Here is a 26,025-nt window from a genome sequence, read left to right on the forward strand (position 1 = left end):
AACAAAATGAGGGATTTGAAACACGATATATCATGAAGAAACTGTTAACTGTATTTTATTTTTGCTGCTTCGCTCTTACAACTGTATATGCCCAGCAAAAGCCCTTAAAATTGTGGTATGATAAACCAGCGGAAATTTGGGAAGCCACATTACCGCTGGGCAATGGCCGATTGGGAATGACACCCGATGGTGGTATCTTAAAGGAGCGCATTGTCCTGAACGATATTACTTTATGGTCCGGAAGTCCACAGGATGCCAACAACTATGAGGCTTATAAAAGCCTTCCAGCTATCCGGCAACTTATTTTACAGGGTAAAAATGATGAAGCGCAAGCCTTGGTAAACAGCAACTTTGTCTGTAAAGGCGAAGGATCAGCGGGAGAAAGATGGGGTAAATTTCAGACAATGGGTGCATTGCAGATCGATTTTACCTATAAGGGGGATCAAGGAGAGGGGCAAAAAGTTGAAAATTACCGTCGCGAGCTCCTATTGGACCAAGCCATCGCGAACTGTACATTTACACGTAATGGTGTAAATTATAAACGGGAGTATTTTACAAGTTTTGACGATGATGTCGATGTCATTCGGCTGACAGCAGACAGGCCGGGGCAGCTCAATTGTCGTATTGCGATGAATCGGCCTGAGCGTTATCAGGTTAATACGGTGGGCAACGAACTGCAGATGTCTGGCCAACTCAATAACGGTACCGATGGTAAGGGCATGAAATATCTGGCTCGGGTACAGGCGAAATTGAAGGATGGGACTATCCGTCCGGAAAATAATAATCTGGTTATTGAGGATGCTACTGAGGTGTTGATTTACGTTTCTGCTGGAACTGATTTCAGGGGCTTTGACTTTGAAGAAAAGACAGGTCAATTGTTGTCTGCGGCGATGAAAAAAAGTTATGATCTGCAAAAGCGCAATCATATAGCTGCATTCAGCAAGCTCTTTAAACGTGCTTATATTGATCTTGGAGAAGGGACAGCAGCAGATTTACCAACAGACCGCCGGATCGCCAATTTCTACAATAATTTCAATAACGATCCGTCACTCGCTACGTTGTTTTTTCAGTATGGGCGATACCTGAGCATCAGCAGCACACGGGTAGGACTGTTGCCTCCAAATTTGCAGGGCCTTTGGGCGCAGGAGATCAACACACCCTGGAATGGGGATTATCACCTGGATGTGAATGTACAGATGAATCATTGGCCTTTGGAGGTGGTCAATCTATCTGAACTGAATCTGCCACTTGCGGAATTGGTGAAAAGTCTTGTTGAACCGGGAACGAAAACGGCTAAGGCTTACTATAATGCTGATGGTTGGATTGCGCATGTCATTACCAATGTCTGGGGATTTACGGAGCCCGGCGAGAATGCATCATGGGGAGCATCAAATGCGGGCTCTGGATGGCTCTGTAGCAATTTATGGGATCATTATGCTTTTACCAATGATTTAAACTATCTAAAGGATATCTATCCTGTGCTGAAAGGTTCGGCTGAATTTTATAAAAGCGTATTAGTGAAAGACCCTAAAACAGGCTGGATGGTTACTTCCCCCTCAGTTTCGCCGGAGAATACGTTCTTTATGGCTAACGGAAAGACCGCGAGTATCTGTATGGGACCTACCATCGATAATCAGATTGTGCGGGAGCTGTTTACGAATGTGATCACCGCCTCCAAAAAGCTGAGAATTGATAACGCATTTAGACAGGATTTGGAGCATTTGCTGCAAACGATACCTCCGGCTGGAGTGATCAGCAAAGATGGACGTATACAGGAATGGTTGGAAGATTATAAAGAAATCGAACCTACCCACCGTCACGTTTCTCATTTATATGGGGTTTATCCGGCTCCATTAATCACACCTTTATCTACTCCCGACCTTGCGGAAGCTGCAAAGAAGACACTTGAAGTGAGGGGAGATAATAGTACGAGTTGGTCTATCGCTTATAAAACTTTGTTTTGGGCAAGACTTCATAATGGAAACAGAGCGTTCAAATTGATCCGGGAAATGTTGAAACCGGTAGCTGATCCCAATAATATGGGCGGTGGTGGCGGTGTTTATCCGAATCTATTTTCCGCACATCCTCCATTTCAGATCGATGGCAATTTCGGTGCTACAGCGGGTATCGCGGAAATGCTCTTACAGAGCCACGATGGCTGTATAGATCTGTTACCTGCTTTACCTGACGCATGGAAGAATGGCGAGGTGAAAGGCCTCAAAGCGAGGGGAAATTATACGGTCGACATGAAATGGAAAGATGGTAAATTGATCAAATATACCATACGCTCCGCGAAGCCGGAGAAAATAAAAATCAGACTAAATGGTGGCTACCAGTGGTACACCACAGTTAAGAATATTTAAGTAGCTGTTTGAAAAAATGCCTCTCATGTGCATTAGAAAAGATACTATTATCTCCCTCACCTTTATCGGTGAGGGGATAATAGTTCAGCTTTAAACGATTTGTATCATTGATAGCAAACCAATAAGCACTGTGTGTTTACTGATTTTATCCTTTATCTTTTTTGTTAAAATTAAAACGTCTTGCAATACTGAATCCCCATCTAAATTGCCCTTTTCCCCATGAACTGTTGGTCTCACTGATAAACTGTGATTCTTGTATCGCTGTTGCATTTGTAAAATTGAGATGAAATATATGCCCACCGGTATCCATTTCCAAACCAACTCCCAGCGCATTGTAGTAGCGCTGGCCAGTTAGCTCTTCGCGGTATTTCTTTTTCGAGGATTGACGGAAGGGAAGGAAATAGTCGGCAACGAGTGCTATCCTTTTACTGACTTTCGCCCTACCACCAATACCGATAGCAAACATGTTATTCTGGTCATTATAGGCTGTATAATTACGGTGAAGATAGGAAGGGACAACAGTAAGAGAAAAACTCGAACTGAATTTTCTGGCAATAATCAATTGTGTCACATAGGTCAGACGGTCGCTGAACCCTTCGAAACTTGCCGCTGAATGTTTTTCTTCCGAAGCCTTCATTGCCGACACGACTGTGCTTCCAAAAAAGGCGATCGAAACAGGTACACTGTTGTCTATTGTTTGTTCAACAAAGCGGTATTTGATATTACCTTCATAGAGTTGTCTGACTTCTGTGGCACCTTTCGCTCTAGCGATTCCAATGTTGATATTATCCGTTAAACCATAATCAAAACCGATCCTGATATCTGTCGAATTGTCAAGACCGAAGAAATTTTTTGCTCCACCGGCACTTCCTCCAATATCACCAAACCTGTGATCCACCCTGAAGTCCATTTCATTTCGATGAATGGTTTCGGTGGTTTTGAGATTGATCAAGTTGCCTGATTTAAATGTCGCCGTAACTTTTTCGTTCTTTGGCCCATCAAGCTTGATCATTTTATCGAGACCTTCCTGTGCAGCTACTTTCAGCGAAATAATAGATAGCATTATGCCTAGTATACTTTTCATAATTGAATAATTATTAGTTATAAGCAGCTTCTATTTTTACTTTCACGACCTCCGCAATTTTCTTTCCGACGATTGAGGGGATACTGATTTTATGGTCTGCAAGTCTGACGTCAAATGCTGCTATAGCTTTTATTATACCATTTTTTACATTGAAAGTTGCAGCAGTAGAATAGGGTTTACCGACACCGTGGATTTGTAAAGTACCTGAAACATTCAATTTGTAGGTACCATCTTTGGTTAGTTTTTCACAGTCTTCGATCTTACCTTTAAATTCAGAAAGTGGATATTTATCGCTCTCCATATAGTTTTCATTAAAATGCTCCTGCATCAGTTTTTTATCAAATTGGAATGAGGTAATTTTTACCCGAAAGATAATCTCTCCTGTTTTGAGATTTAGGGCAGACCCTGCTAAGCTGCTTTTTGCTTCTATATCTTCCAAAGGGGCGCTGCTGAAAAAAGAAATGCTTGCAGCTTTGGAGACTAAAGAATTTGTCTGTTGAGCGAACGTCGCTTTACTCCCGAGCAATAACAGGAGTATACTATAGATATGTATCTTATTCATATGAGTTTTGCATTAGTTTTCCGGCGTATTGCGTTTGATCCAGGCATCCAACAATTCAATTTCTTTCGCTGTCAGCGTGCCCCCGATGGGCATCGTCTTGGTCACCAATACGACGTTGTTAATTCTTGTTATATGATTTTTGACAGAGTTATATCCGTTAAATTCCCAGCGCGCACTGGCAGGTCGTCCAGCGGTATGGCATGAACTGCATTTGGTTTCAAAAAGTGCTTTTGCAAAATTTGTATAGGATACATTTTTTACGGTAACTTCTTCTGGCCCCGAAGGTTCAGGAGATAGTTCCGCTGCTTGTTTTTTTGTACATCCTGTAAGTGCAATCGCAATAGTCGCTATAGTCAACATGAACTTATTGTTCGGGATGAGCGGTCTAGCTATTTTTAGTTTTTTCATCTGTATTATTTTTTCTCGAAGTGGATGAAGCTATCAGCTTTATTTTTGCACATTTTTATTAATGATCACTGATCGGGACCTGGTTTAAAAGTTTCAGGTTGCAGTGGGTCGTGTATGGGAATAAGTCACGATAGCTTCCTAAACGATAATTTAGCTGGTAGGTGCGGTAGCTGTTTTGTCGTTCAAGATTGGCCAAACACCAGGGCGAGGGAAGCTAATTCCTTTGTTGTCACCACGTTGTTGATCCTGACCAAAATAGTACATAGGCCATCCTTTGAAGGTCAATTGTTTTTTACCAAAAACATCGATCACCGAAATATCCGCCGATTTTACGAGGGATGGTAAGGCTCCTTTGTCCATTTGATAGATCGGCCAAACGTTATCATTGCTGAAATCGGGTTTAGTAAACGTATTTTTATTGAATTTGTCGGGGTTAAAGGCATAAAGTGTTCGGCCTTTATCGTCGGTTAAATACAAGGTGCTGCCCGTACCTTCTGTGTAATCTCCCAAATAGTTTTTCCCATCATGCCCGACAAGTTGTGCATTGGCAACCATCAGTAGATAATCGGGCTTCGCCACATACCAAATTTTATTTACGGCATCTCCTTTTACAGGATCAGATTGGCTGTCTCCGGCATAATAATATAAGGGCCAACCTTTGTAGGTACTCTGTTTGCTACCATCGGCTCTCGTAATTTCACCCAGAAGACTTTTATCGATCTTCATATCGGAACTAGTCTCATTGTTATGATAAATCGGCCAGGTTGCTAAACAATTTCCCGTACATGTAGACGCACCTTTTGTATCATTCGAGAAGAAATAGAGCGTTCTTCCATTAGCATCCGTTAGGATCGCACCGAATTGAACAGTTGATGCTATTTGGATTCCTTTCTTTTTATCTTCAGGAGCTTTATCGTCATCTTTAGAACAAGATATAAACAGGGCTAACATGACGAAGGCCATTAAGGCTGTTTTTACATTTTTTTTGTTGAGTTCCATAATACTAAGTTTTAATTGTTGATACTATCCATTACGATCATATTGAGGAAAAGGTTGCCTGCCATGAAAAAAATATTTTTTTCATGGCAGGCAACCTTTTTTGTTATCTCATCGTACTACATTTTATACTATATTTATCAAAAGAAAAGCGACAATATCGAGTGGCGATAACAGAAGTTGACGAAAAATCTATCCATATTATTAAGGGATGCATAAATGAGGACCGTAGATCTCAAAAAGATCTTTATGCCACATATTATGCACTGGCACTGGGCATATGTTTACGATATGCCGATAATAAAGAAGATGCAATAGGTATTTTAAACGAGGGATTTTTTAAAGTATTTAAAAATATAATCAAATACGATTATCAGAAGCCTTTATCTACCTGGATAAAAAAAATCATGACGAACACAGCAATAGATTTCTATCGCGCGAAAATTAGACAGGGTAACTTGGTTGATATTGCTGTAGTTGAACACGCTATTGCCGATCATGATACGATAACTCAAAAATTGAATTACGAAGATCTGTTAGGGATGATACATCGGCTTCCACCGGCCTATCGTACAGTGTTTAATCTTTATGCGATTGATGGCTATGGACATGAAGAGATCAGTGATATGCTGGGTATTGCAGTTGGAACTTCAAAATCCAACCTGCATAAAGCCCGAGTACGACTAGCTGAAATGGTGAAAACCCAAGAGGAGACAAAAGGTAAAACTGGGGAGAATACATGATGGAAAAGGACAAGAACAAGATTGATGAGATCTTTAGAGAAGGTCTCGATAATGCCAATTTTGACTTTAATGAATCGGATTGGGAGAAGATGGAGTCTAGATTGAACAATGACCGGAATAAAAGAAAGTCAACATTGTATTTCCTTACGGCACTATCTATAGCAGCAGCTGCGGTTCTCACTCTTTTTTTTATTTGGAATGAGGACGCATGGGTAGAAAGCAAAAAAATGGATAACGCTAGTCAATCCACTGTTGTAAATAGATCTGAGCAGCAGGTTGGGGATACGATTATTCAGCATGATTTTTCACATATAACGCCTCAAGGAAAAACGGAAAATATAAAATCTGGGTTGAAATCAGATGTTGATTTTGGTCTAGTGGAAAAAACTGGTGAAGAGCTGATACAAAATAATGCGTTAGCAGCGTTTCCAGAAGCAAATAATGGTATCCTCAGTCGGATTGAAACTAAAACCGATTTTACAGTTCCGAAGATGAAATTTAAAGCTGGGCAACTACCACGTTTTAACTTATCCGTGGATCCGGTTGAAACAACAGGAGATCGGTTGGCCGCCTTGTATAATCAGAAGCGAATTGAGGAGCCTAGTGCGGCAAAAAGAGAGCCGTCGGTGTTAACACTTTTGGCAGGACCCGACCTAACGAGTGTAAAAGGTGCCGGTAAATCTTCCTTAAGTCAGAACGTTGGTTTGGCTTATTCCTATCCACTGACTAAAGGGTTGAGTGTCTCTGTTGGTGCGATCTATGCCAAGAAGAATTATAAGTCAGCATACAGCTTTTATGCTCCTTCGAATCCCCCGCAAATGACGCAGTTGCCTAGCCAGGTCAGCGCCGTATGTGATGTGATCGATGTCCCATTGACAGCCAATTATGCGGTTTTGAAAAATAAAAGAATAAAGTTTAATGTCAGCGCTGGTCTGTCCAGTTATTTTATGCTGAAAGAAAAATATACGTTTGACTATGAAGCCGAAAGCAGCTATGGTGGCAAAAAGGGGGCAGTCTATGAACCCAAAGGAAGTTATGGAGATAAAAAAAGTGTAACCTATGAGGTCAAGGGAGAGAACCAGCATATTTTTGGTGTAGCAGATTTTTCAATATCAGTTGAAAAGAAAATCAGCGACAAGGTCAATATCGGGGTAAAGCCCTTTATTAAGATACCACTGACAGGAATAGGTTATGGGAATGTGAACCTACAATCAAAAGGTGTGGCAGTTACACTGGGATTGAGTTTATAATAAGATCAGTATATACCGATCGAGTATCAAGCTGTTCATGTTTACAGCTGAACCATCCTATCGGGAGCGGGGTTGAGCTTCTATCGTCGGGTTAAAAATAACGTGAGCTATGGACGTATTTGGGAAGGATATCTATGAAAGCCTGAGCAGCGCGGCTGTTCAAAATTGACATGTGCAGAAATAAAGTAAAAAAAGTCTATTATTTTGGTAGATATTTTTGCTTTTATACTTTTAAATGTTTATATTTGTCCTATCATAATTTAGGTTTATAATTGGTTATTTAAAGGTTTTCATCCTCCCCGTTTGAAAACCTTTTTTGTTTATGTACTGTTTGCTTAATAATCAATTTCATTGTCTACTTTTCTTTCAATTCTATTTAGCGAAAAAAATCCTACGCTGGCTCTAATTTTAATGTAAGGCCTTTTTATTTATAATAAGAACAGAAATGAATGCGATGTGTAGCACATTTCTCTTATCCTTTTCGGGAGCATAGGGAAATGTTATTCTTCAACTGAAAGCGCTAGGACCCTTGTTGGGAAGACTATCCGTTTCGATTGTTATGTTGGAGTCTGTTAGTTCATTCGCATTTTTTGGATTTTGTTGGAAACATAGGCGTTATACTCTATGAAACTTGGATATTGATCTGTTTTAGCCAATTCTGGGATAATAATGGCTAATTCAGTTCCCAAATCTAAAAACTGTGTTTCAAGAAGCTTAAACCTATTTTCATCAGCACGCTCTTTAGCCTTGGTCATTTCAGCGAATAGGTTTTCCAGTTTATCCAAATATTTTTCAGCTTTCTCGTTGTTTAACTCGGGACGATTTGCATTTCCAACCTGTTCTGTCGCTTGTCTATTTTGCGCACTTTTGCCAGACTGATTATTGTTGAACAATGTATTTATGCCAAAAGCTAGTAGTGTAAACAAGGGTAGAACAATCAGCATAATAACTGGTCTACCACCATATTTTTTAAATTTGATGTAAGCATAATATAAAAGTATACCTCCCAATATAAGCAAACCGATCGCTAAACCTATATTTCCTAAAAATTCATAGACAGGAAGTAATATCCTTGGGACCCTATAAGATGATTGTTCACTGAAATAACTGACTCCAAGAGCCAAAAAAAATGCGCCAATAAATCCCATCGCGAAAGATTTAACTTTTTCTGCAATTGTCTGAACGTTGTTTGCTGTTGTCATTTTGTCTAAGGTCTAAGGGGCTGAACAAATAACATCAGCCTTTATACATCTAAAATTAATGACTACTGTAAGATTAAATCCTTTGTATTTACAATCCGTGGTAACCCTTTTACAATTCGACAAACTGGTTGATTTTTTTACTTGTGCAATATAATGTGCAAATAAAATCAGACTTTTGTCTTTTAAAATTTACGGCAATGATTAGAAAAATTGAGACGAGCGATTATCAAAATCTGATTCTAATATGGGAGAGTTCCGTATTGAACACGCACGATTTTCTGAAAGAGGCGGATTTTAATTATTATAAGGAGCAAATTCCAACCTATTTTGAACATGTGGTGTTGTTGGGCTATGAGGAAAATGGCGTATTAGTAGCGTTTATGGGAATTTCTGGAGAAAACCTTGAGATGTTATTCATTCACAATGATTATCGTGGTAAAGGAATTGGAAAACAACTTATTTACCATGCTATAAAATATTTGAAAGTGACTAATGTAGATGTAAATGAACAAAATATCCAAGCTGTGGATTTCTACAAGCATATCGGATTTAAAGTGCTTAAAAGGTCCCCATTGGACGGACAGGGTAAAGAATATCCGATCTTACATATGGGATTGGAAGCAAATAGCTACTAAGTTACAGTTCTGTTGTTTTATCTGCGAAGTTAATAGACCCAACCGACTTCGTCTTCTAAGATGTCTTTCCTATCAACTTTATTTCGAACATTTCTATTGACCGTGCAAATCCATCCCCCGTTTGATGTTGTAGCGAATCAAATGGGACTTCCGTTTAATGTTATGCTAATCAAATAGGTAGATTATGATAAATTACTTTAAATTATTTGCCCTTTCCGTTATTTTTATTGCTGTTGGAGCCTGTAAAAGCAACGATGATAATGTGTTTTGTGCCGAGATTTATATTCCAATGGTAAGTAATATAAATTATGTAAATGAAAATGGAAAGGATTTGATATTTAGTGACAATCCACTTTATCCGGTGGAAGGAATCGAAATATATAAAATAGCGCCAAATGACCAACATATTCCGCTTTCTTTTACAATAAACAGCTCGCAAAAATTTATTGCTGTTAATTTAGAAAAAATGGAAAATGGAACATTCTATATACGGCTCAAATCAGATGTGATTGATAGAATAAGCTATACAGCAAAAATCGACGAAAGTGATCCCTGTAGAGACTATAAACTAAAGGAATTGAGGCAAAATGATAAAGCGGGACAATACGATACAAAAACACAGGTATGGACCTTTAAAAAATAGGGACGCAAAATGCTGATAACAATACAGGTGCCGTGATCTTTAATGCTCGATTTTTCTTGGGAAAATTTCTATGACCTCAAATAAAGAGTGACAAATGTAGCAAGTTTCGGATTTTATCTTTTCCTCTCTTCAGATAGCTTTGTGTTAACTAAAACATTAAGCGATATGCAGATTTTTAAAGATAAAGTCATCCTCATTACGGGTGCCAATAGAGGTATAGGCCAAGCATTTGTAAAAGCTCTATTGAACAATGGTGCAAAAAAAATCTATGCTACCTGTAGAAATTTGAATACGATACCCACATTTGATGACAATAGAGTCGTTATTTTGCCTCTTGATATTACCGACGACAAGCAGATCTCAATGATTGCGTCGATCGCGCAGGACACTGAAATATTGATCAATAATGCGGGAGCTTTAAGCGCGGGAAATATTTTGGAGGGGGACCTGACAGGAATGGAGAATGATATGCATGTAAATTATTTTGGAACAATAAAAATGATGCGCGCGTTTAAACCTATTCTGAAAAAAAATAAACCGTCAAAATTGATTAATATTGTTTCAATTGCAGCTTATTCACCTTTACCCTCTATCGCCGGATATGCAGCTTCAAAGGCAGCACTTTTTTCTGCAACACAATCTGTTCGAATAGAACTGGCTAAAGATGGAGTTGCTGTTTATGCAGTGAATCCAGGTGCAATTGATACGGATATGAACAAAGGAAGTGATTGGGATATGCCGGATGCGGATAACACAGTTCTGAAAATTTTGGGATATGTATCGGAGGGTATGCTTGATATTGTTCCTGATGTAATGGGACAGGGGATGTACAAGGCCTGGAGCGAAGATCCCTCGAAATTAGCAAAGATTTTTTCAGATTTATACTACGCCGAAAATACGAATTAGCGACATTAAACATGATCTTCACATAAGTTCCATATTTAACCCGTCGAAGTTCGCGGATTAGATATGTAACTTATGACCTTATGTAATCGAACCAACACATATATTCGGCAGTATGTGATCGTAATATCCGTTTAAAAAGACCATGTTTGTATCGGATCGTTTGGCCATCAATATCGAAACTTATAGGCAAAATCCTTGTTTAATTCCTTATAAAACACTATCTTTTTTATATTTTTTAAAAATTAGAAACAAGGGATAACAATGTCATTAATAGATTTATCAAAACGCGTAGCGCTAGGAATAGATATTGGGGGTACCAATACGAAATTTGGAGTGGTCAATCATCGGGGTGAGGTGCTTGAAAAAGGAAGTTTAAGAACAGATGATTATGAGCATGTTGAAGATTTCATTGATGCTTTGCATGAAAAAGCTTATCCTTTGATCAGAAGGTTTGGTGGTGAAGAGAACTTTGATGGAATCGGTGTGGGAGCTCCCGATGCAAATTACTATACGGGAACAATAGATCACGCTCCCAATCTTCCATGGAAAGGTGTGATTTACTTTAGTGATTTAATGACTACTAAGTTTAATATTCCTTGTACCATTACCAACGATGCGAATGCGGCGGCTTATGGTGAGATGCTTTTTGGCGCAGCACGTGGAATGAAGGATTTTATTATGATCACTCTGGGAACAGGTGTAGGAAGTGGTATTGTCGCCGGTGGAAAACTCATTTATGGACATGATGGGTTTGCTGGGGAATTAGGCCATACGATTGTTAAACCTGGAGGAAGGAAACATTGGAGTACAGGTTCGGAGGGAAGTTTGGAAGCATATGCTTCTGCGACAGGGATCACAATTACAGCAAAAAAAATGAGAGCTGAATTTCCTGAATCGATGCTAAATCAGTATCCCGAAGATGCCATTAATTCAAAAACTGTTCATGAATGTGCGGTACAGGGTGATCCGATAGCTATTGAAGTTTTTCGTTATACAGGACAAAAATTAGGTGAGGCATTGGCAAATTTTGTCATGTTCTCTTCTCCCGAAGCTATTCTCCTCTTTGGAGGGGTAATAAAGGCGGGTGATTTCATTTTAAAACCTGCGAAATTACATATGGAAAGAAATCTCTTTCCATTATTCAGAAATAAGGTAAAACTGGTTTTCAGTGAACTGGAAGAAGCGGATGCCGCTATTCTTGGAGCGAGTGCTTTGGTTTGGGAAAAGTAAGTGGGTAAATGCGGAGGATTTAGAGTGGGAGATGGCGAGTCAATAGGTCCGTGATTGGAACAGTATTTTTTAATTTGTTGCAGGAGGTATGGGAAACGCAATCAAAAGGCATAGTATTTGCTGAACGTAATCTTTAAAAATTGAATAGTTCTGAACAATTAAAAAACAAATTTAAATAGATGAAAAAGGTTATTTTACTTTTTGTATTGCTCTGTACAGCTTTTTTTTCAAAAGCAGATCAGCTCCAAGCGCTAACTCAGGCACAGGCAGAGAAAGCCGTTGGGTATCTTAAAAAAGAAGCGGTTGTTATTTTATGGTGCAGCTGTTGTGATAATGAGACTCCCAAAAAAGTCACTGTTAACGAGGTGTTTTTTAAAAAAGATAATGATGGGAAATATTATTCTGTCATATTAAAGGGTAGAGATGAAAATGGAAAGGATGTCGAAGAATATTTAGATCTAGCCTATGTGTTTGTGAAAAAAGGCAATAAAGCAAAAAGTTTAGGCAAGGTATTAAAATTTGAGTGCGATCCCTGTACCAAACCATTTGATTGGTCGGTTTAGGTGATACAGCAATCTCGAATTTGTTAATCGCTACAAAAAAGGTCAGCATGGAAGATCCGTGCTGACCTTTTTTGCGAAGTGCCAAGACCCGTTTCAAGATTTATTCCGTCTGCATATCAATATCCGAAAAGGGCTTTCATCCCACTGCATGTGTAAAATAGCTGTTCCATCGTTTCCTGTAAGCGGAGCGGATGTTACCCTTTCATTTTTTTATTGCCTTCAAAATGGATCATCCATGCAATGCCAAATTTATCCTGAAAGGATGCAAATAATTCAGCAAAAAACTGTTCGCCCAAAGGCATTTCTATATTTTGGGCGCCCACTGAAAGCTTATTGTAAAGTTCTGTGGCCTCTGTCGCAGATTGTGCATCCAACATCAGATAACTGCCAGTTCCAAAGGTCGCTTTCTGGCCGAAACTCTCCAGACAGTCTGAGCCCATTAGCATAACCGAATTGTTAATATTGAGTGCAGTATGCATAATTTTATCCTTATCAGCTTCTGCAATAGGATGTTCGGGATCCGCAGGCATGTCGCCGAAACGATGAACGCCGATTAGTGGCGTGTTAAAAACTGTTTTGTAGAAGTCAAATGCTTCTTCGCAGTTACCATTGAAATTTAGATACGCGTGCAATAGTGCCATAATTATATAATTTTAGTTGAATACCCCAAAGATAAATTCGACGATGACAGCTGTCTGTCAATAGCTCTAAAATAGTTATGATCAACATGCTTGTGGCCTTTTCGTCTCGGTCAGCTGCTATATGAAGCCTATAACCTTCAAAAGGAAAACAACGGCTAGCAAAAGATGTTTTTTGTTATTTGTGAAACTATTTGTTGGTGATAAAGATTAGCGTATATAATTGACTAAGCATTACTGAATAATTTATCCTTTCCTTTTTGTCATTCGAAATGCTCGTTTAATGGGGATATAAAAAATCCTCCTGCGATTTTAAGCTCAGGAGGATCTCAGTGCGGAAGAAGGGACTCGAACCCCCACGCCTCGCGGCGCCAGATCCTAAGTCTGGTGCGGCTACCAATTACGCCACTTCCGCATTAGGATTTCTTTTGATGTCGCAAATATATAAACCTAACCGTTATCTTGCAAATATTCTGTCGATATTCGTTGTACGGGGCACATTATGAGCTAGATATTTTCAAAATAGCTCCTTTTATCCATTTAATGGGTAAAAGCTAGACGAATCGGAAGGCCTGTGTTCCTGCCGATAGACGATCGGGGATTTTCCTGTTAACTGTTTAAAGTAGCGGTTGAAATTCGAGATATTATTGAACCCTGAGCTTGAGCAGATAGCGGAGACAGTTTCATTTCCGTCCCGTAGGAGCTTGCAGGCATGCTCAATTCTGACTTCAATAAGAAAATCGAAGTAACTTCGTCCAGTACGCGATTTGAAATAATGGCAAAATGCATTCGGAACCATATAGACAATGCCCGCGATGTCACTTAATTTGATGTCTTTGTAAAAATTGTCCATTGTGTACAGATAGATTCTGCTCAGGCGTGTCTCGTCTATTTTCTTAAAAGGTTTAATATCATCACTTGCATCACTGTGGGGTATATTCTGGCTGGCACTGATTTCATTGATGAGCAATAGCAACAAGGGGAGCTGTTCGTAGCTTTCGCAGCTTTCTAACCGTTTGAGCTTCCTTATCGCGCTTGTTTTTGTTCGCCCTTCTAACTGTAATCCAACCTTTGAAGCTGTTAGCAACTTACTGAGCGGGTTGTTTTCAGGAAGATTGAGAAAATCTTGCCCTAATTTGTAAGGATCAAAATGTAAGGTTAATAGTTTGAGAGGAACTGGCGTTCTGCCGTGCTTCATGGCATAATCATAATAGCGGTTCGTTTCGAATTTGAACATATGCGGCGTATTAGCCCCAATGAGGATTATTGTTCCACTAGCAATTCTTTTGGAAGACTGACCTATCGAAAAAGTTCCCTGTCCGGAGACGATATAAATCAGCTCAAGTTCCCGATGGCTATGGAAGCTGTTAGAAGCATGATAAACATCGGCGGTTGCAAAGGTGAAGATTGAGTTTTTCGTTAGGATTGTCTGTCCGAAGTAGTTTTCCATTTATATAATATAAATACGAATATGATTGTGTTGTAAATAAAATTATTAAAATAATATCAGTTTGTCTTAATATTTAACAAATGACTTCAAAAAATGAGGCCTAACTTCGTGTAAAATTATTGTATAATGAACGACAACAGATTTACAATGCGCCTGATTGAAGCCTCTATAGGGGATATTGATCTGGTAGGAGGGAAGAGTGCTTCTCTAGGCGAAATGTTACAGCATTTGAAACCTTTAGGGGTAAATATTCCGGATGGATTTATTGTGACCAGTAAGGCCTACTTTCAATTTATCACGGAAAATCAACTCGATCAGAAGATCAAGGACATACTGCAGGGTGTTGACAGTACAAACCTACGTGAGCTGACCAGTTGTGGGGAGAGGATAAGAACATTGATTCAGCAAGGTGTTTTCTCGATAGCAATGGAAAAGGAAATTCTGGCAGCTTACGAAAAGCTTATCGGCTTAGAGAATGAATACGACTTCGGTGTCGCAGTGCGTTCGTCTGCCACCGCAGAAGATCTGCCTGACGCCTCATTTGCTGGCCAACAGGATACCTACTTAAACATTAGGGGGCAACAAGATCTGTTGATGGCGATTAAAAATTGTTTTGCATCGCTATTCACTGACAGGGCGATCAGTTATCGGGAAGCATTTAACTTTGGCCATTTTAATATAGGTCTCTCTGTATGCATACAACAGATGGTGCGCTCCGACTTGGGGAGTTCGGGAGTCGCTTTTTCTATTGATACAGAAAGTGGTTTCAAAGAAGCCGTGATTATAAATGGATCTTATGGCTTGGGAGAACTCCTTGTTCAGGGCGTAGTGAATCCGGATGAATTTATTGTATATAAACCCTTGCTGAAAAGAGGTTATGCATCGATTGTAGAAAAGAAACTGGGAGGAAAACAGTTACAGATGATCTACAGTACTTCGCAAGGGGAGAAGGTGAAAGTGATCGATACGCCAGAGGAAAGCGCAAAACGGTTTTGTCTAAGTGATGCGCAGATTCTTCTGTTATCCAAATGGGTGTGTATAATTGAAGAGTATTATACAGCACTCAAAGGAAAATGGTGTCCTATGGATATAGAATGGGCCCTTGACGGTCTGAAAGGTGATCTATACATCGTTCAGGCCAGACCTGAAACTATTCATTCATTAAAAAGATCCAGCTGCATCACAGAATATAGGATCAATGCAAAAAACAGATCATCTCAGATTCTACTTAAGGGTACCGCGGTGGGAGACAAGGTTGCTTCGGGGAGAGTTCATAATTTCAAAGGTATCGATAAACAAAATATACAAGAGATCAACTTTAATACAGGTGATATTATGGTTGCAGAGATAACCGATCCCGATTGGGAACCGATTATGAAAAAGGCAGCTGCAATAATTACCAACAAAGGTGGGCGGACATGTCATGCGGCCATTGTAGCCCGTGAATTGGGGGTGCCGGCTATCGTGGGCTGTGATAGAGCGACCGAAACATTGCTTACAGGACAGGAAATAACTGTTTCATGTGCCGAAGGTGATACCGGGATAGTTTACCAAGGAATAATTCCATTTAGTAGACATGAGCATGATCTCTCGGACTTACCGGATGTGGGTACGCCAATAATGATGAATATCGGATCACCGGACATTGCCTTTCGATATGCAGAGTATCCTGCAAAAGGAGTAGGTTTGGCGCGGGAAGAATTTATTATCAACAACTATATCAAGATTCATCCGATGGCGCTCTTAAAACATCGGGAACTGAATGATATGGAATTGAGCAACTACATTAGTTCGCTTATTGCCGGTTACGGGGACGAAGAACAATATTTTATTGAAAAACTATCCTATGGAATAGGAAAAATCGCTTCCGCATATTATCCGAATAAGGTAATCGTTCGTTTCTCAGATTTTAAAACCAACGAGTATTATAATATGCCCGGTGGAAAGTACTTTGAACCCGGAGAGGAAAATCCGATGATCGGTTGGAGGGGAGCTTCGAGATATTACTCAGCGGCCTATAGAGAGGCCTTTGGGATGGAGTGTAAAGCGATAAAAAAAGTGCGGGAAAAAATGGGACTCGACAATGTGGTGGTTATGATACCATTTTGCCGTACGGTAGATGATTTGCTACGGGTCTATCAGGTGATGGAGGAACATGGTCTCAGACGGGGGCAAAACGGACTGGAAGTATATCTGATGGCGGAGGTTCCTTCAAACATTATCCTCGCTGAAGAGTTTGCTCGTCATATTGACGGTTTCTCCATCGGGTCGAATGACCTTACCCAGCTGGTACTTGGGTTGGATCGCGATTCAGCCTTGGTTTCCGGTCTATATAATGAACGCAATGCTGCAGTAAAAATCATGATTGCGACCCTTATTCGCACGGCAAAGAGGCAAGGAGTCAAGGTAGGCATCTGCGGTCAAGGCCCATCCGATTATCCAGATTTTGCCCAGTTTCTGGTCGAAGAAGGGATAGATTCAATTTCCGTTACCCCCGATTCCTTTATGAAAACTGTGAAAGCTGTCAAAGAGATCGAAGAAAGATTGGTCGCCTATTAATGCAAAAAACTCCCGGGATTATAATCTCGGGAGCATTTTTATGTAGAAAATATTCTGCAGCGAATTCTTTCAATGTTTCAAGGAGCCTTCTAGATTTACAATCTTTGTTAAATTGAAGCGACCTAATCGGTTGATCGAACAGCGATGATCCTGACAGGTGCTCAGCTACAGCATTGTTCTAAATTATGAGACTATCACTGCTTTTTATAAAAAGACTTTCCCGAATGAAAATGGCATTCGAAGTTTTCTGTGCTATTGCTCATAGTAATTAACAATTGAACGATGAAGCTTAATGGAATATATCGTATCTTGCTATACAATTTAAACCAAATAAGTATTAAATGAGAAGACTGATCTATATAATCTCAGCAGTTATTCTGTTATTGGAGGGCTGCATAGGAATAAAAGGGAATCGGGATAGTAACGAAGGTTGGAAACCATTATTCGATGGTAAGGATATTAAAGATTGGTTTGTCAAAATTCATCACCATGAAGTAGGTGTTAACTTTGGTAATACTTTTAGGGTTGAAGATGGGATTATCAAGATCAGGTACGATCAATACGATGATTTCAATGATCAGTTTGGTCATTTATATTATAAAACGCCCTTTTCGTATTATCACTTAAAATTTGAGTATAGGTTTGTAGGAGACCTTCATAAGGGAGCTCCTTCCTACACGCTACGCAATAGTGGTATTATGTTTCATTCACAAGATCCCCGAACGATGCTGAAAGAACAAGATTGGCCCATCTCTGTAGAAATGCAACTTTTGGGTGGATTGGGTGATGGCCAGCCTCGACCTACGGGTAATATGTGTTCGCCTGGGACAAATGTTGTTTATCAAGGTAAGATAGCCGCCTCACATTGTTTAAATTCGACTTCCAAAACTTATGATGGTGATCAGTGGGTTAAAGGCGAATTAATTGTATTGGGCGATTCACTGATCAAACACATCATTAATGGTGACACTGTTCTTGAATATTCAAAACCGCAAATCGGAGGCGGGGTTGCGAACGGTTACGACCCTAAAATGAAAATTGACGGTAAGTTGTTGAGCAGTGGCTTTATCGCCTTACAGAGCGAAGGCCAACCAGTAGACTTTCGGAATATCTGGATCAAAGAACTGCCCGGATCAGCGAGGAAGTGATCTCCATCTGCTGGATGAGTTTATCAATCATGTATTCCAATGATCGCAGGATGTATATCCCTTAGAAGGATGCTTATCAGTGAACTCTTAAGAAATATAGAACTAGTTGATTCACCATATGGTGTGAAACACGTCTTTTTTACTTTTTTTGTACTGTGATAACAATCTTATAATTCCCTTTCAGTTCTTTTGCTCCATGTTTTGCTGTAGGGTAAGGAGATACATTTTGTAATGCAACGGTATGCCCGTTGACGTTAGTCTCCTTCTGGTATCCTCTGGCTTGCATATCTGTTGTCGCAAGACTCAGGATTACAGGCTTGGTAGCCTTTTCCGATATTTCAATTTCGGCAACTGCAACACCTGCTCATATACAGTCTACCCCTTTAGGGCAACGGCTTTCTTCTAAAATACCATTGAACTTAACTTGCAAAGGATATCCTTTCAACATTTTTTGTTGGCCTTCAGATAGCTCTATACGCTCGGCAGCTTTATCATTTGTTTTAATATTCTTTTGCGAAGTACAACTTATCAGACTGTAGATTCCTAAGCTCAAAATAAGAATTTTATGTAACATCATTTTCTTTTTTGAATTCAACTTATACAAAGTTGAGTAATTATTATTCAAATAAGGCGATTTTAAATAATATTTTGAAAAGTATTCGTCGTACACACTGCCCAATCGGAGATCAATAAATCTTAAAAGCAGGACATGGATTAGGTATTTATTTGGCTCATCAGGTATTTTAACTTGTTTTATCTGAATCGCTTGATTTTTAAACTTATAATTTCCATCTTTATTAAGTTATAAACGTAAAATTTGAGTCCATTACATAACCTTCCCGAAGAGACACTGATTCTTTTATTGAAAAAAAAGAACCAACAGGCTTTTAGTTATCTTTATGATAACTATTCAGAAGCACTCTATGGAGTTGTGTGCCGTATTGTAACTTCGGCTGAACATGCGGAGGAAGTCATACAGGATGTATTTGTAAAGGTTTGGAAACACGTTGATCTTTTTGATGCTGAAAAAGGTAGGCTCTATACCTGGATGATCAATATCGCCCGAAATACTGCATTAGACTACCGAAAATCCAAGGCTGTGCTAAACGAACAGAAAAACCAACCGCTTTCAAATATCGTAAATAGTAAGGAAGAACTGGATCAGACTCAAATCGAACAAAATGTCAAAGCAGATTTTATTGGATTCAGAAATATTTTGGATAAATTAAGGCCTGAATGGCGTATCTTAATTGAAATGGCATACTATGAAGGCTATACGCAACAGGAAATTGCCGAACAGCTTGACGTCCCTTTAGGAACGGTCAAAACACGTACCAGAGCTGCATTTTTGCAGTTACAACAATTATTAAAGGAGTATCGTTAGTTTTGGATATTAAAGCATACATATCGTCAGGGATTATTGAATCATATGTTTTGGGGCTTGCATCGGAAGAGGAAGTGAGCATCTTGAACTGTATTCGAAAAAATAATGTCGAAGTGGAACAGGCCATCGCCGAAGCGGAGAAAACGCTTGAAGATTTGGCTGATATCCAAGCGATGACTATGCCTGCATCTTTAAAACAGGATATCTGGAATAGGCTAAATGCAGAAAATCTAGTTGCTCCCGATGGTTCTTCAGAGGGACAGGAAAACGGATTGGACAATAACACTGAACGGCTGGTCAGCAATGCACAGGGAAATAAAACATTACATTTGAAGTCCTATAGATGGGCAATCGCTGCAAGTGTATTACTTGTGCTCAGTGTTGGTGTGAATGTACTGTTTTATCGGCAAACTAATGAGGTGAAGGACCAATTGACTCAAACAAATTTGTCGTTTGACCAACAGCAAGCAAACTTAGCTATCTTACAGGATAAATGGCGTCTAGTACAAAATCCTGCCATCAAAACAATCCCGCTAAAAGGAGTCGAAAATAAACCTAATCTCCAAGCATTGGTATTTTGGGACCAGGTCTCCAAAACAGTTTACCTAAGTCTTGAGCAGATGCCTACCGCACCAAAAGGTAAGCAATATCAATTGTGGGCGATGGTAGACGGTAAGCCGGTGAATGCTGGTGTATTTCCATTGGATGCAAAAACAGATGGTGCAAGCAAAATGCTAGACATCCCCAAAGCGCAAGCTTTTGCGATTACACTCGAGGATGAAGGTGGCAAAGATGTGCCTACGCTTAGTGAACTTTGTGTCATGGGCGGGATCTAAAAAAATGCCCTGATTCGATAAACAAATCAGGACATGCTAAACAGATAAACTACGTTTTTTTGTTATGCTTTAATAAATAAACCTGCAATATTAAGTACAGCTTCTGCAGCAAGTGGTTCGTCAAATGCTTGAGTAGCGGCATTTGATGAAATTTTTCCCATATGACCAGAGAGGCTTGTGATATCCACTCCAGCTTGGATAATATTGTTTTCACCAGCATATATAGGGTCTACAACTGCACCAATACCGGTGTCGTTGCTTCCTGTGATCCACGGTTTTTGATCAGCTGCGGCGCCTCCGCGGGCACGTCGCATCTGACGGATGTGTGAGGCATGTCTCGCTTCGACCGAATGAATCTGTAAGGCTGCTGTAAGTACGACCCGATTGCCAAGGAGTATTCCAGCCTGTCCTTTGTATGCCCGCACGCCAGTATCTTCAAATGCTTGCGCTACAGCTAAAAACGTGTCGTAATTACTAAAGACATTACCAAAAGTGCCACCAGCAGTAAAATCAAATGTGGGTTTAGAGACGGCTTTATTACCGAGCACCTGTTTGAGGAAATTGACATGGGCAATTTCGTGGTCTCGAATGTTGGTGATGGCACCAAGGGGCTTTCCTGATGGAATAAGGCCCGCTTTAGCTACCCCCATTGTATAGTATTCCGCTTCGAGATATTCCAACGTCAACGCGTAATTTAACACGCCATTGACGTCAGTGGGTGCAGTAGCACCGTAAGCCTTTTTAAAGAGCTCGCTAACAAAAAAAGGGAGCGTCGCGAAAGTGATTTTTTTGCTTATAGAAGCAAGATTTTTAATAGCTTCACGACGAGGACTGATTCGATCGCTAAATTCAGGATCTACAGTATTTATTTGTTCAAAAACGTTTAAAAGATTCATGATTGTCAGATTTTAGGTGAATTAATAAGTTGGTAGATCCTTAACATCTATTTTTGATTTAATAAATGGTGCCGCAGCACTCAAAACAACGCTTGGGCTCTTGGCTAGATCTAGTCCATTGGAATCGACAACTTCCTGATTCGCAAAACTACCATTGTCGATCATATCCCTGACCCAGGCGGCGTGCCGGGCTTCGACCGAAACGATTTTGCCCGCCAACAACAGATAGTTTGGATCTTTAATTAACCATCCCGCACCGTTATAGGCTGAAACACCCAGGTCTTCAAATGTTTTGGCGGTGGCCAAGACTGACGCTCGACTGCTAAAATTAATACCTGATAAGTTGAATTCAAGACTAGATATAGCTTTCGCCCCTAAGGCCATTTTAAAAAACTCGCGATGAGCAATCTCGTGATCGCGGAGATCTGTAAAGAAAGCTTTTTCCATTTCCGAAATACCGGAATAAGGATTATTGACTAAGTGGATGTAAAATGCAGCTTCAAGTTGTTCCAATGCATATGCATAATTTAATATGGCAATATCTCCACTGCCAAAATACATGCCTTTACCACTATTGTCCATGTCATTATCATGGTCTTTTTTACAGCTTGTCATACCAAGTATGGCAATTGATGCTATGCTAGCACCTGTTAATTTCAGAAAGTCTCTTCGTCTGAAATCCTTTTTTTCAATTTCGCTATCGGAGATTGATGTTAAGGCGGTTTTTGATGTTATCTTTTTCATAACAAAAATTTTTTAGTTTATAATTTTTCTGTACTTATAAGCATTTACGACTTTTTCGATTGCTTGGATTGCGGAAATTTATATTTTTTTTAATCCTGAAAAATTGAATTAAAGAATATCACCATTTTAATCAAAAATCCAGTTCGCGCTTTATACTTGATATTAATTAATTGAATAGAATAACTATTTTTCCACCTAATAGACCAAAATTTACCCCAACCTCGAGCGCATATTCTAGTAGATTTGACTCATAACTAAAATAAACCAAATTCCGAGAAAGTAAGCAGCGGTTAATTTGAGCTGATCAACCAATCAATCAGATGTGATCGCTGATGGAAATCTTCGGATGATTTTAAGAACCAATAGAGACAAACAGACCATTATGTTAACTGAAATCAATGCATATATGCATCTAAAAAAATATATCAGCATCAATGAGTTCGCTGATCTCGATATGAGTATTTTTTATTTTAAGAGAAGACCATTTATCGTTATGGATCTATCCAACGAAAAGATTTATTTTAACGAGAGCGGATTGGAGTGGTTGCGCACCGAAAAACAAGGAGAGCTGCCAGTTCAATGGATCCGAAGTAAGTACCTCCCGACCAAAAAATGGGTAGGTTTTGCTATAGACAGCAAAAAAGATAATTTGATTTTGCAGTTGATTGATGATTATTATTCAGCTACGTACAATATGCTACTCAGGAATTAGTGGGGATTTTAAAATAACGAATCTAAAATCCGTTGATTCACTTTGACCAGAAGAGTATCTTTCAATTCCTCCGCACTAAAAAAGCAAGGTTCCTTTATGCGTTTGCGTTCATCTGAGATACGGAATAGCCTTTCGTCTTTCAATTGAAGCGTTTGGTTTAACTCACTGCCTGATAGAATAGAATTGCCGAGTGTATCATTGCTTCTTAATATTATTTTCCCGGATTCAAGGAAAATGCTCCTATAGTCATTTATGAAATCATAATTATGTGTAGGATTCTGATTTCTAGACAATGACGCAGATAGCGGATAATTCCCGATTTCACCCTTAAATCGGAAGGTGTTGTGCTTTACCTTTGCTGAATCTATGATAAGCTTCCCATTTTCCTTGTAGGTGAGATAGATGATATCATTATCTGACATGGCCTTGCCAACACCTACTATTTCGAATCGTTGCTGCGCAGAGAGGGGCGTTGTACTAAATAATAAATTGATCGTATTAAATATGAGTACAAATCCGGTTGACGATAAGATTTTTAAATTCATTGTGTTAGCTTTAGTTTTCATTTAAAAATACCTAAAGTTTAATAGATCAGTTTAAATTGAAATAGCTTTTTAAAATTTTAGACAATCCTTTGCCGCTATATTCTAGTTCAATTTTGAAAGCGCTTTTGAATTTCTGAGTAAAAATACATATTGAAAATAATCTGTCGTAAAAGTCGTATTGCTCGGGGTAATATTCTCACCAAATATCCTTGACTTTACTGTGATTAGGTCTTGGGATGCGAAATAGGGTGACTTCTGCCCATTTAGCTTAAATAATGAAATGCTATTTGGCTGACTCAGTTTCTTGAGATCGTTAATTCCTTTTACTAACATAAGTGGCCCATCTGCATTTATCCAATTTACTTTTTCATCCGATGGAGTTGGGAATTGCGGATTCTTCGGAAGATACATTTCGCTATCAATAGGATAGCTTATCAAACTTGTTATTTTGAGGCCAGAGTTCTTTAATTTTGCAGCGAAGGGAGTGCTAGAAGTATCTTTTCCCTGTTGTAAAACATGGAAAAAGCCAAATAACCCATAAAATTTTTCACCTTTCAGATGATGTATTTTGATATATTTCGCTAGATTTTGCACCATTGCCGAATCTCTGGATATAGTCGATTTATCACTGACAAAGCTTTTGTCAATGCCAATAACTTTGATTTTTGCAGTGTCTGCTAGTCTTTGATTATAATCATGTATTTCAGCCCATTTACGATATAATTCGATACTGGATTGTTGGGGGATACGCTTGCGTATGGCGATAACAACCTCTTTTAGTAATGTCTCATCTTTGATGGATTTTGAAAGAAAAAGATTTAATTTGTCCGCATTTATACTATCCATCTCCGCGATATAGTACTTAATATTCAGTTTTTTATTTAAATATAAAAAGAGCTCCTTATCCAGTTTTTGGTTATCAGCATAACCGTGGATTTCTCCAAACAAAAAAATATCCGAATTAAAGAAATTATCGTCGAATAATGTACTTGGAATGCTGTCCGTTACATCTGCCTTGTGGAGGCTTAAGTAATCTGTATTTTTTTTGTTTACCGTTCCGATGAAAGTCTTATTGGAAATGATGATATAAAAAAAAGCAAGCGCAAGAATGGCTGATATGGAAACAAATGTGAACTTAAGAAACTTGAAAAACTTTTTCATAATTAGGTTTTTGCCAAAAATATTATTTTTCAATGATTGAAACAATAACTATTCGACTATTTAATTAAATTGATATCTAGTACGATCTAATAAAGTCTTATGCACGGCTAAATGGATCTAATATCTCGATCAATTTATGGTATTACCGATGATAAATTTTTATAAATGAGAAATAAAGGTATACTAACTGTTAGTATATAAAACGGCATTATTTACTTTGAAAGATTTAATCTATTTATTTCTTAAATTAGATATATGAAATTATTAAATTTATGATAGGGCTAAATAGGATTTTTGCTATTTTATTGTTTGCTGTTCTTATGGTGAATGGGCAATCTCAAAAAGTGGGGGGCAACTTGCTAGACAATACGGCCAAATCTATCCCACAGCTATCGTTTGCAGACACGACATTTGTTACACCTGACATCCCCGCAGAATTTATGGGTGGTGCTGCGGCTCTTCAAAAATTTACCAGCAACAATTTGGAGTATCCGAAGGAGGTAATTGAACTGGGGATTAAAGGTAAGGTTGTAGCAGAATTTGTTGTAGAACCAACGGGTGAACTATCTCATATAAAAATTATCAAATCACTTCATAAGGAATGTGACAAAGAGGTTATGCGGATCATTCAAAAAATGCCAAATTGGACTCCAGCAAAAAAAGATAATAAACCTGTGAGAAGCGTATGTACAATACCGGTTTATTTTAACTTTTATTGATCACCGTAATGAGTAACATTTCTCGGAACCCAGTGAGGCAGCTTTGACCACATCCTATGTACTTAATAAGACGGATTAAATTATAAACGTATATCATCATACAAAGGACGATATGTGGGAATATATAAGTAAAGTCTACTAGCAACTCCCAGTTTGTAAGTCTTTGTTTTTTATTCAGGCAATTGCATAAAACTTGCACCAATTACTTGTAATGAACCGTTAACATGCTTCCATACCCTAAAATACCTAAATTTTCCCGCCAACGGTGCGCCCATAATTTTGCCTTTTGCAGTCATCGTAACAATAGAAATTGCAGTATCTCCAATAATATTTATCTCATCAATTTCCGTTGAAGCTTCTTCTATAATCATTGATTTCGATCGATGTGCATTTAAATCCATTTCTTTCGTTAGCATTTCTCCTGTCGGGGTAAGCGCTATGAGGTTATCATACAAAAGTTGGTCAAGTGTATCCACATCGCTTGCCTTCTGGGCAAGGAAAAGTTGATTTTCCGCTTCGGCGACGTCTTCTTTAGTGATTTTGTTCATTTTCTGATTTTATTATGAATAACATTTACTTTAAAAATAATAAATCATTATTGGTTGACGTTAATTTTATAAATTCTTTTTTGAAAGCTAGCCCCAATCA

The 26,025-nt window shown here is 38.9% G+C and carries 26 protein-coding genes and 1 tRNA gene; 14 read left to right on the plus strand and 13 right to left on the minus strand.

What is annotated here, in order from left to right; genetic code table 11:
- Nucleotides 1–32 precede the first annotated feature (32 nt).
- The gene (locus BWD42_RS11135) at nucleotides 33–2,363 is read left to right on the plus strand and encodes a glycosyl hydrolase family 95 catalytic domain-containing protein (protein WP_077436272.1); all 2,331 of its coding nucleotides are present in this window, start codon (nucleotides 33–35) and stop codon (nucleotides 2,361–2,363) included.
- A gap of 145 nt (nucleotides 2,364–2,508) precedes the next feature.
- On the opposite strand, the gene BWD42_RS11140 is transcribed toward BWD42_RS11135, so the two are convergent.
- From BWD42_RS11140 to BWD42_RS11155, 4 genes are all read right to left on the minus strand, one after another.
- Nucleotides 2,509–3,447 carry a DUF5777 family beta-barrel protein gene (locus tag BWD42_RS11140; protein WP_077436274.1) on the minus strand — a complete coding sequence of 313 codons (939 nt, stop codon included), beginning with the start codon at nucleotides 3,445–3,447 and terminating at the stop codon, nucleotides 2,509–2,511.
- 13 nt (nucleotides 3,448–3,460) lie between these two features.
- Nucleotides 3,461–4,009 (minus strand): YceI family protein, encoded by a 549-nt coding sequence (locus BWD42_RS11145; RefSeq protein WP_077436276.1) that lies wholly within the window; start codon nucleotides 4,007–4,009, stop codon nucleotides 3,461–3,463.
- A gap of 12 nt (nucleotides 4,010–4,021) precedes the next feature.
- The gene (locus BWD42_RS11150; RefSeq protein WP_139351121.1) at nucleotides 4,022–4,417 is read right to left on the minus strand and encodes a c-type cytochrome; all 396 of its coding nucleotides are present in this window, start codon (nucleotides 4,415–4,417) and stop codon (nucleotides 4,022–4,024) included.
- A gap of 150 nt (nucleotides 4,418–4,567) precedes the next feature.
- Nucleotides 4,568–5,416, minus strand: coding sequence for a hypothetical protein (locus tag BWD42_RS11155; protein ID WP_077436280.1), 849 nt, complete (start codon nucleotides 5,414–5,416; stop codon nucleotides 4,568–4,570).
- 83 nt (nucleotides 5,417–5,499) lie between these two features.
- Here BWD42_RS11155 and BWD42_RS11160 point away from each other — a divergent pair, with 83 nt between their 5' ends.
- Together BWD42_RS11160 and BWD42_RS11165 are read left to right on the plus strand one after the other, a co-directional pair.
- On the plus strand, nucleotides 5,500–6,156 hold the full coding sequence (locus tag BWD42_RS11160) for an RNA polymerase sigma factor (RefSeq protein WP_077436282.1): 657 nt from the start codon (nucleotides 5,500–5,502) through the stop codon (nucleotides 6,154–6,156).
- Nucleotides 6,153–7,406, plus strand: coding sequence for an outer membrane beta-barrel protein (locus tag BWD42_RS11165; RefSeq protein ID WP_077436284.1), 1,254 nt, complete (start codon nucleotides 6,153–6,155; stop codon nucleotides 7,404–7,406). The genes BWD42_RS11160 and BWD42_RS11165 overlap by 4 nt, the downstream gene beginning before the upstream one ends.
- A 572-nt stretch (nucleotides 7,407–7,978) precedes the next feature.
- Here BWD42_RS11165 and BWD42_RS11170 read toward each other — a convergent pair.
- A complete protein-coding gene (locus tag BWD42_RS11170; protein WP_077436286.1) occupies nucleotides 7,979–8,608 on the minus strand; it encodes a hypothetical protein in 630 nt (209 codons plus the stop codon).
- A gap of 197 nt (nucleotides 8,609–8,805) precedes the next feature.
- On the opposite strand from BWD42_RS11170, the gene BWD42_RS11175 reads away from it, so the two are divergent.
- From BWD42_RS11175 to BWD42_RS11195, 5 genes are all read left to right on the plus strand, one after another.
- Entirely contained in the window at nucleotides 8,806–9,243 is a 438-nt protein-coding gene (locus tag BWD42_RS11175) for a GNAT family N-acetyltransferase (RefSeq protein WP_077436288.1), read from the plus strand.
- A gap of 184 nt (nucleotides 9,244–9,427) precedes the next feature.
- Nucleotides 9,428–9,886 carry a hypothetical protein gene (locus tag BWD42_RS11180; protein ID WP_077436290.1) on the plus strand — a complete coding sequence of 153 codons (459 nt, stop codon included), beginning with the start codon at nucleotides 9,428–9,430 and terminating at the stop codon, nucleotides 9,884–9,886.
- A gap of 165 nt (nucleotides 9,887–10,051) precedes the next feature.
- Nucleotides 10,052–10,792 carry an SDR family NAD(P)-dependent oxidoreductase gene (locus BWD42_RS11185; RefSeq protein ID WP_077436292.1) on the plus strand — a complete coding sequence of 247 codons (741 nt, stop codon included), beginning with the start codon at nucleotides 10,052–10,054 and terminating at the stop codon, nucleotides 10,790–10,792.
- A gap of 261 nt (nucleotides 10,793–11,053) precedes the next feature.
- The gene (locus BWD42_RS11190; RefSeq protein WP_077436294.1) at nucleotides 11,054–12,022 is read left to right on the plus strand and encodes an ROK family protein; all 969 of its coding nucleotides are present in this window, start codon (nucleotides 11,054–11,056) and stop codon (nucleotides 12,020–12,022) included.
- A gap of 179 nt (nucleotides 12,023–12,201) precedes the next feature.
- Nucleotides 12,202–12,585, plus strand: a complete 384-nt coding sequence (locus BWD42_RS11195; RefSeq protein WP_077436296.1) for a hypothetical protein — start codon at nucleotides 12,202–12,204, stop codon at nucleotides 12,583–12,585.
- Nucleotides 12,586–12,779: 194 nt separating this feature from the next.
- On the opposite strand, the gene BWD42_RS11200 is transcribed toward BWD42_RS11195, so the two are convergent.
- The 3 genes from BWD42_RS11200 to BWD42_RS11210 form a co-directional block, all read right to left on the minus strand.
- Entirely contained in the window at nucleotides 12,780–13,226 is a 447-nt protein-coding gene (locus BWD42_RS11200; RefSeq protein WP_077436298.1) for a VOC family protein, read from the minus strand.
- A 330-nt stretch (nucleotides 13,227–13,556) separates the two neighbouring features.
- Nucleotides 13,557–13,638 (minus strand) — tRNA-Leu (locus tag BWD42_RS11205).
- 117 nt (nucleotides 13,639–13,755) lie between these two features.
- The gene (locus BWD42_RS11210) at nucleotides 13,756–14,673 is read right to left on the minus strand and encodes an AraC family transcriptional regulator (RefSeq protein WP_077436300.1); all 918 of its coding nucleotides are present in this window, start codon (nucleotides 14,671–14,673) and stop codon (nucleotides 13,756–13,758) included.
- Between the two features lie 126 nt (nucleotides 14,674–14,799).
- On the opposite strand from BWD42_RS11210, the gene ppsA reads away from it, so the two are divergent.
- From ppsA to BWD42_RS11235, 4 genes are all read left to right on the plus strand, one after another.
- A complete protein-coding gene (gene ppsA / locus BWD42_RS11215; RefSeq protein ID WP_077436302.1) occupies nucleotides 14,800–17,232 on the plus strand; it encodes a phosphoenolpyruvate synthase in 2,433 nt (810 codons plus the stop codon).
- Nucleotides 17,233–17,573: 341 nt separating this feature from the next.
- Nucleotides 17,574–18,380 carry a DUF1080 domain-containing protein gene (locus BWD42_RS11220; protein ID WP_077436304.1) on the plus strand — a complete coding sequence of 269 codons (807 nt, stop codon included), beginning with the start codon at nucleotides 17,574–17,576 and terminating at the stop codon, nucleotides 18,378–18,380.
- A gap of 817 nt (nucleotides 18,381–19,197) precedes the next feature.
- A complete protein-coding gene (locus BWD42_RS11230; RefSeq protein ID WP_077436308.1) occupies nucleotides 19,198–19,764 on the plus strand; it encodes an RNA polymerase sigma factor in 567 nt (188 codons plus the stop codon).
- A 50-nt stretch (nucleotides 19,765–19,814) separates the two neighbouring features.
- Nucleotides 19,815–20,600 carry an anti-sigma factor domain-containing protein gene (locus BWD42_RS11235; RefSeq protein WP_254846221.1) on the plus strand — a complete coding sequence of 262 codons (786 nt, stop codon included), beginning with the start codon at nucleotides 19,815–19,817 and terminating at the stop codon, nucleotides 20,598–20,600.
- A gap of 62 nt (nucleotides 20,601–20,662) precedes the next feature.
- Here the strand turns inward: BWD42_RS11235 and BWD42_RS11240 are convergent, their stop codons facing one another.
- Both BWD42_RS11240 and BWD42_RS11245 read right to left on the minus strand, forming a co-directional pair.
- Nucleotides 20,663–21,496 (minus strand): ferritin-like domain-containing protein, encoded by an 834-nt coding sequence (locus tag BWD42_RS11240; protein WP_077436312.1) that lies wholly within the window; start codon nucleotides 21,494–21,496, stop codon nucleotides 20,663–20,665.
- 21 nt (nucleotides 21,497–21,517) lie between these two features.
- Nucleotides 21,518–22,240 carry a ferritin-like domain-containing protein gene (locus tag BWD42_RS11245; RefSeq protein ID WP_077436314.1) on the minus strand — a complete coding sequence of 241 codons (723 nt, stop codon included), beginning with the start codon at nucleotides 22,238–22,240 and terminating at the stop codon, nucleotides 21,518–21,520.
- A 346-nt stretch (nucleotides 22,241–22,586) separates the two neighbouring features.
- Between BWD42_RS11245 and BWD42_RS11250 the strand changes: the two genes are divergently transcribed.
- Nucleotides 22,587–22,952 carry a hypothetical protein gene (locus BWD42_RS11250; protein WP_139351122.1) on the plus strand — a complete coding sequence of 122 codons (366 nt, stop codon included), beginning with the start codon at nucleotides 22,587–22,589 and terminating at the stop codon, nucleotides 22,950–22,952.
- Between the two features lie 8 nt (nucleotides 22,953–22,960).
- On the opposite strand, the gene BWD42_RS11255 is transcribed toward BWD42_RS11250, so the two are convergent.
- Both BWD42_RS11255 and BWD42_RS11260 read right to left on the minus strand, forming a co-directional pair.
- Nucleotides 22,961–23,497 (minus strand): DUF4369 domain-containing protein, encoded by a 537-nt coding sequence (locus tag BWD42_RS11255; protein ID WP_175992031.1) that lies wholly within the window; start codon nucleotides 23,495–23,497, stop codon nucleotides 22,961–22,963.
- A gap of 102 nt (nucleotides 23,498–23,599) precedes the next feature.
- On the minus strand, nucleotides 23,600–24,658 hold the full coding sequence (locus tag BWD42_RS11260; RefSeq protein ID WP_077436320.1) for a hypothetical protein: 1,059 nt from the start codon (nucleotides 24,656–24,658) through the stop codon (nucleotides 23,600–23,602).
- Nucleotides 24,659–24,930: 272 nt separating this feature from the next.
- Here BWD42_RS11260 and BWD42_RS11265 point away from each other — a divergent pair, with 272 nt between their 5' ends.
- Nucleotides 24,931–25,377, plus strand: a complete 447-nt coding sequence (locus BWD42_RS11265) for an energy transducer TonB (RefSeq protein WP_077436322.1) — start codon at nucleotides 24,931–24,933, stop codon at nucleotides 25,375–25,377.
- A gap of 170 nt (nucleotides 25,378–25,547) precedes the next feature.
- On the opposite strand, the gene BWD42_RS11270 is transcribed toward BWD42_RS11265, so the two are convergent.
- Nucleotides 25,548–25,925 (minus strand): nuclear transport factor 2 family protein, encoded by a 378-nt coding sequence (locus BWD42_RS11270; protein ID WP_077436324.1) that lies wholly within the window; start codon nucleotides 25,923–25,925, stop codon nucleotides 25,548–25,550.
- Nucleotides 25,926–26,025 lie beyond the last annotated feature (100 nt).

The organism is Sphingobacterium sp. CZ-UAM (genome assembly GCF_002000245.1).
Taxonomy (GTDB): domain Bacteria; phylum Bacteroidota; class Bacteroidia; order Sphingobacteriales; family Sphingobacteriaceae; genus Sphingobacterium.

Bases quoted from the DNA above. Each gene is read 5' to 3' on its own strand.
- BWD42_RS11135 (WP_077436272.1), top strand. From the start codon at position 33: ATGAAGAAACTGTTAACTGTATTTTATTTTTGCTGCTTCGCTCTTACA.
- BWD42_RS11140 (WP_077436274.1), bottom strand. From the start codon at position 3,447: ATGAAAAGTATACTAGGCATAATGCTATCTATTATTTCGCTGAAAGTA.
- BWD42_RS11145 (WP_077436276.1), bottom strand. From the start codon at position 4,009: ATGAATAAGATACATATCTATAGTATACTCCTGTTATTGCTCGGGAGT.
- BWD42_RS11150 (WP_139351121.1), bottom strand. From the start codon at position 4,417: ATGAAAAAACTAAAAATAGCTAGACCGCTCATCCCGAACAATAAGTTC.
- BWD42_RS11155 (WP_077436280.1), bottom strand. From the start codon at position 5,416: ATGGAACTCAACAAAAAAAATGTAAAAACAGCCTTAATGGCCTTCGTC.
- BWD42_RS11160 (WP_077436282.1), top strand. From the start codon at position 5,500: ATGGCAGGCAACCTTTTTTGTTATCTCATCGTACTACATTTTATACTA.
- BWD42_RS11165 (WP_077436284.1), top strand. From the start codon at position 6,153: ATGATGGAAAAGGACAAGAACAAGATTGATGAGATCTTTAGAGAAGGT.
- BWD42_RS11170 (WP_077436286.1), bottom strand. From the start codon at position 8,608: ATGACAACAGCAAACAACGTTCAGACAATTGCAGAAAAAGTTAAATCT.
- BWD42_RS11175 (WP_077436288.1), top strand. From the start codon at position 8,806: ATGATTAGAAAAATTGAGACGAGCGATTATCAAAATCTGATTCTAATA.
- BWD42_RS11180 (WP_077436290.1), top strand. From the start codon at position 9,428: ATGATAAATTACTTTAAATTATTTGCCCTTTCCGTTATTTTTATTGCT.
- BWD42_RS11185 (WP_077436292.1), top strand. From the start codon at position 10,052: ATGCAGATTTTTAAAGATAAAGTCATCCTCATTACGGGTGCCAATAGA.
- BWD42_RS11190 (WP_077436294.1), top strand. From the start codon at position 11,054: ATGTCATTAATAGATTTATCAAAACGCGTAGCGCTAGGAATAGATATT.
- BWD42_RS11195 (WP_077436296.1), top strand. From the start codon at position 12,202: ATGAAAAAGGTTATTTTACTTTTTGTATTGCTCTGTACAGCTTTTTTT.
- BWD42_RS11200 (WP_077436298.1), bottom strand. From the start codon at position 13,226: ATGGCACTATTGCACGCGTATCTAAATTTCAATGGTAACTGCGAAGAA.
- BWD42_RS11210 (WP_077436300.1), bottom strand. From the start codon at position 14,673: ATGGAAAACTACTTCGGACAGACAATCCTAACGAAAAACTCAATCTTC.
- ppsA (WP_077436302.1), top strand. From the start codon at position 14,800: ATGAACGACAACAGATTTACAATGCGCCTGATTGAAGCCTCTATAGGG.
- BWD42_RS11220 (WP_077436304.1), top strand. From the start codon at position 17,574: ATGAGAAGACTGATCTATATAATCTCAGCAGTTATTCTGTTATTGGAG.
- BWD42_RS11240 (WP_077436312.1), bottom strand. From the start codon at position 21,496: ATGAATCTTTTAAACGTTTTTGAACAAATAAATACTGTAGATCCTGAA.
- BWD42_RS11245 (WP_077436314.1), bottom strand. From the start codon at position 22,240: ATGAAAAAGATAACATCAAAAACCGCCTTAACATCAATCTCCGATAGC.
- BWD42_RS11250 (WP_139351122.1), top strand. From the start codon at position 22,587: ATGATTTTAAGAACCAATAGAGACAAACAGACCATTATGTTAACTGAA.
- BWD42_RS11255 (WP_175992031.1), bottom strand. From the start codon at position 23,497: ATGAATTTAAAAATCTTATCGTCAACCGGATTTGTACTCATATTTAAT.
- BWD42_RS11260 (WP_077436320.1), bottom strand. From the start codon at position 24,658: ATGAAAAAGTTTTTCAAGTTTCTTAAGTTCACATTTGTTTCCATATCA.
- BWD42_RS11265 (WP_077436322.1), top strand. From the start codon at position 24,931: ATGATAGGGCTAAATAGGATTTTTGCTATTTTATTGTTTGCTGTTCTT.
- BWD42_RS11270 (WP_077436324.1), bottom strand. From the start codon at position 25,925: ATGAACAAAATCACTAAAGAAGACGTCGCCGAAGCGGAAAATCAACTT.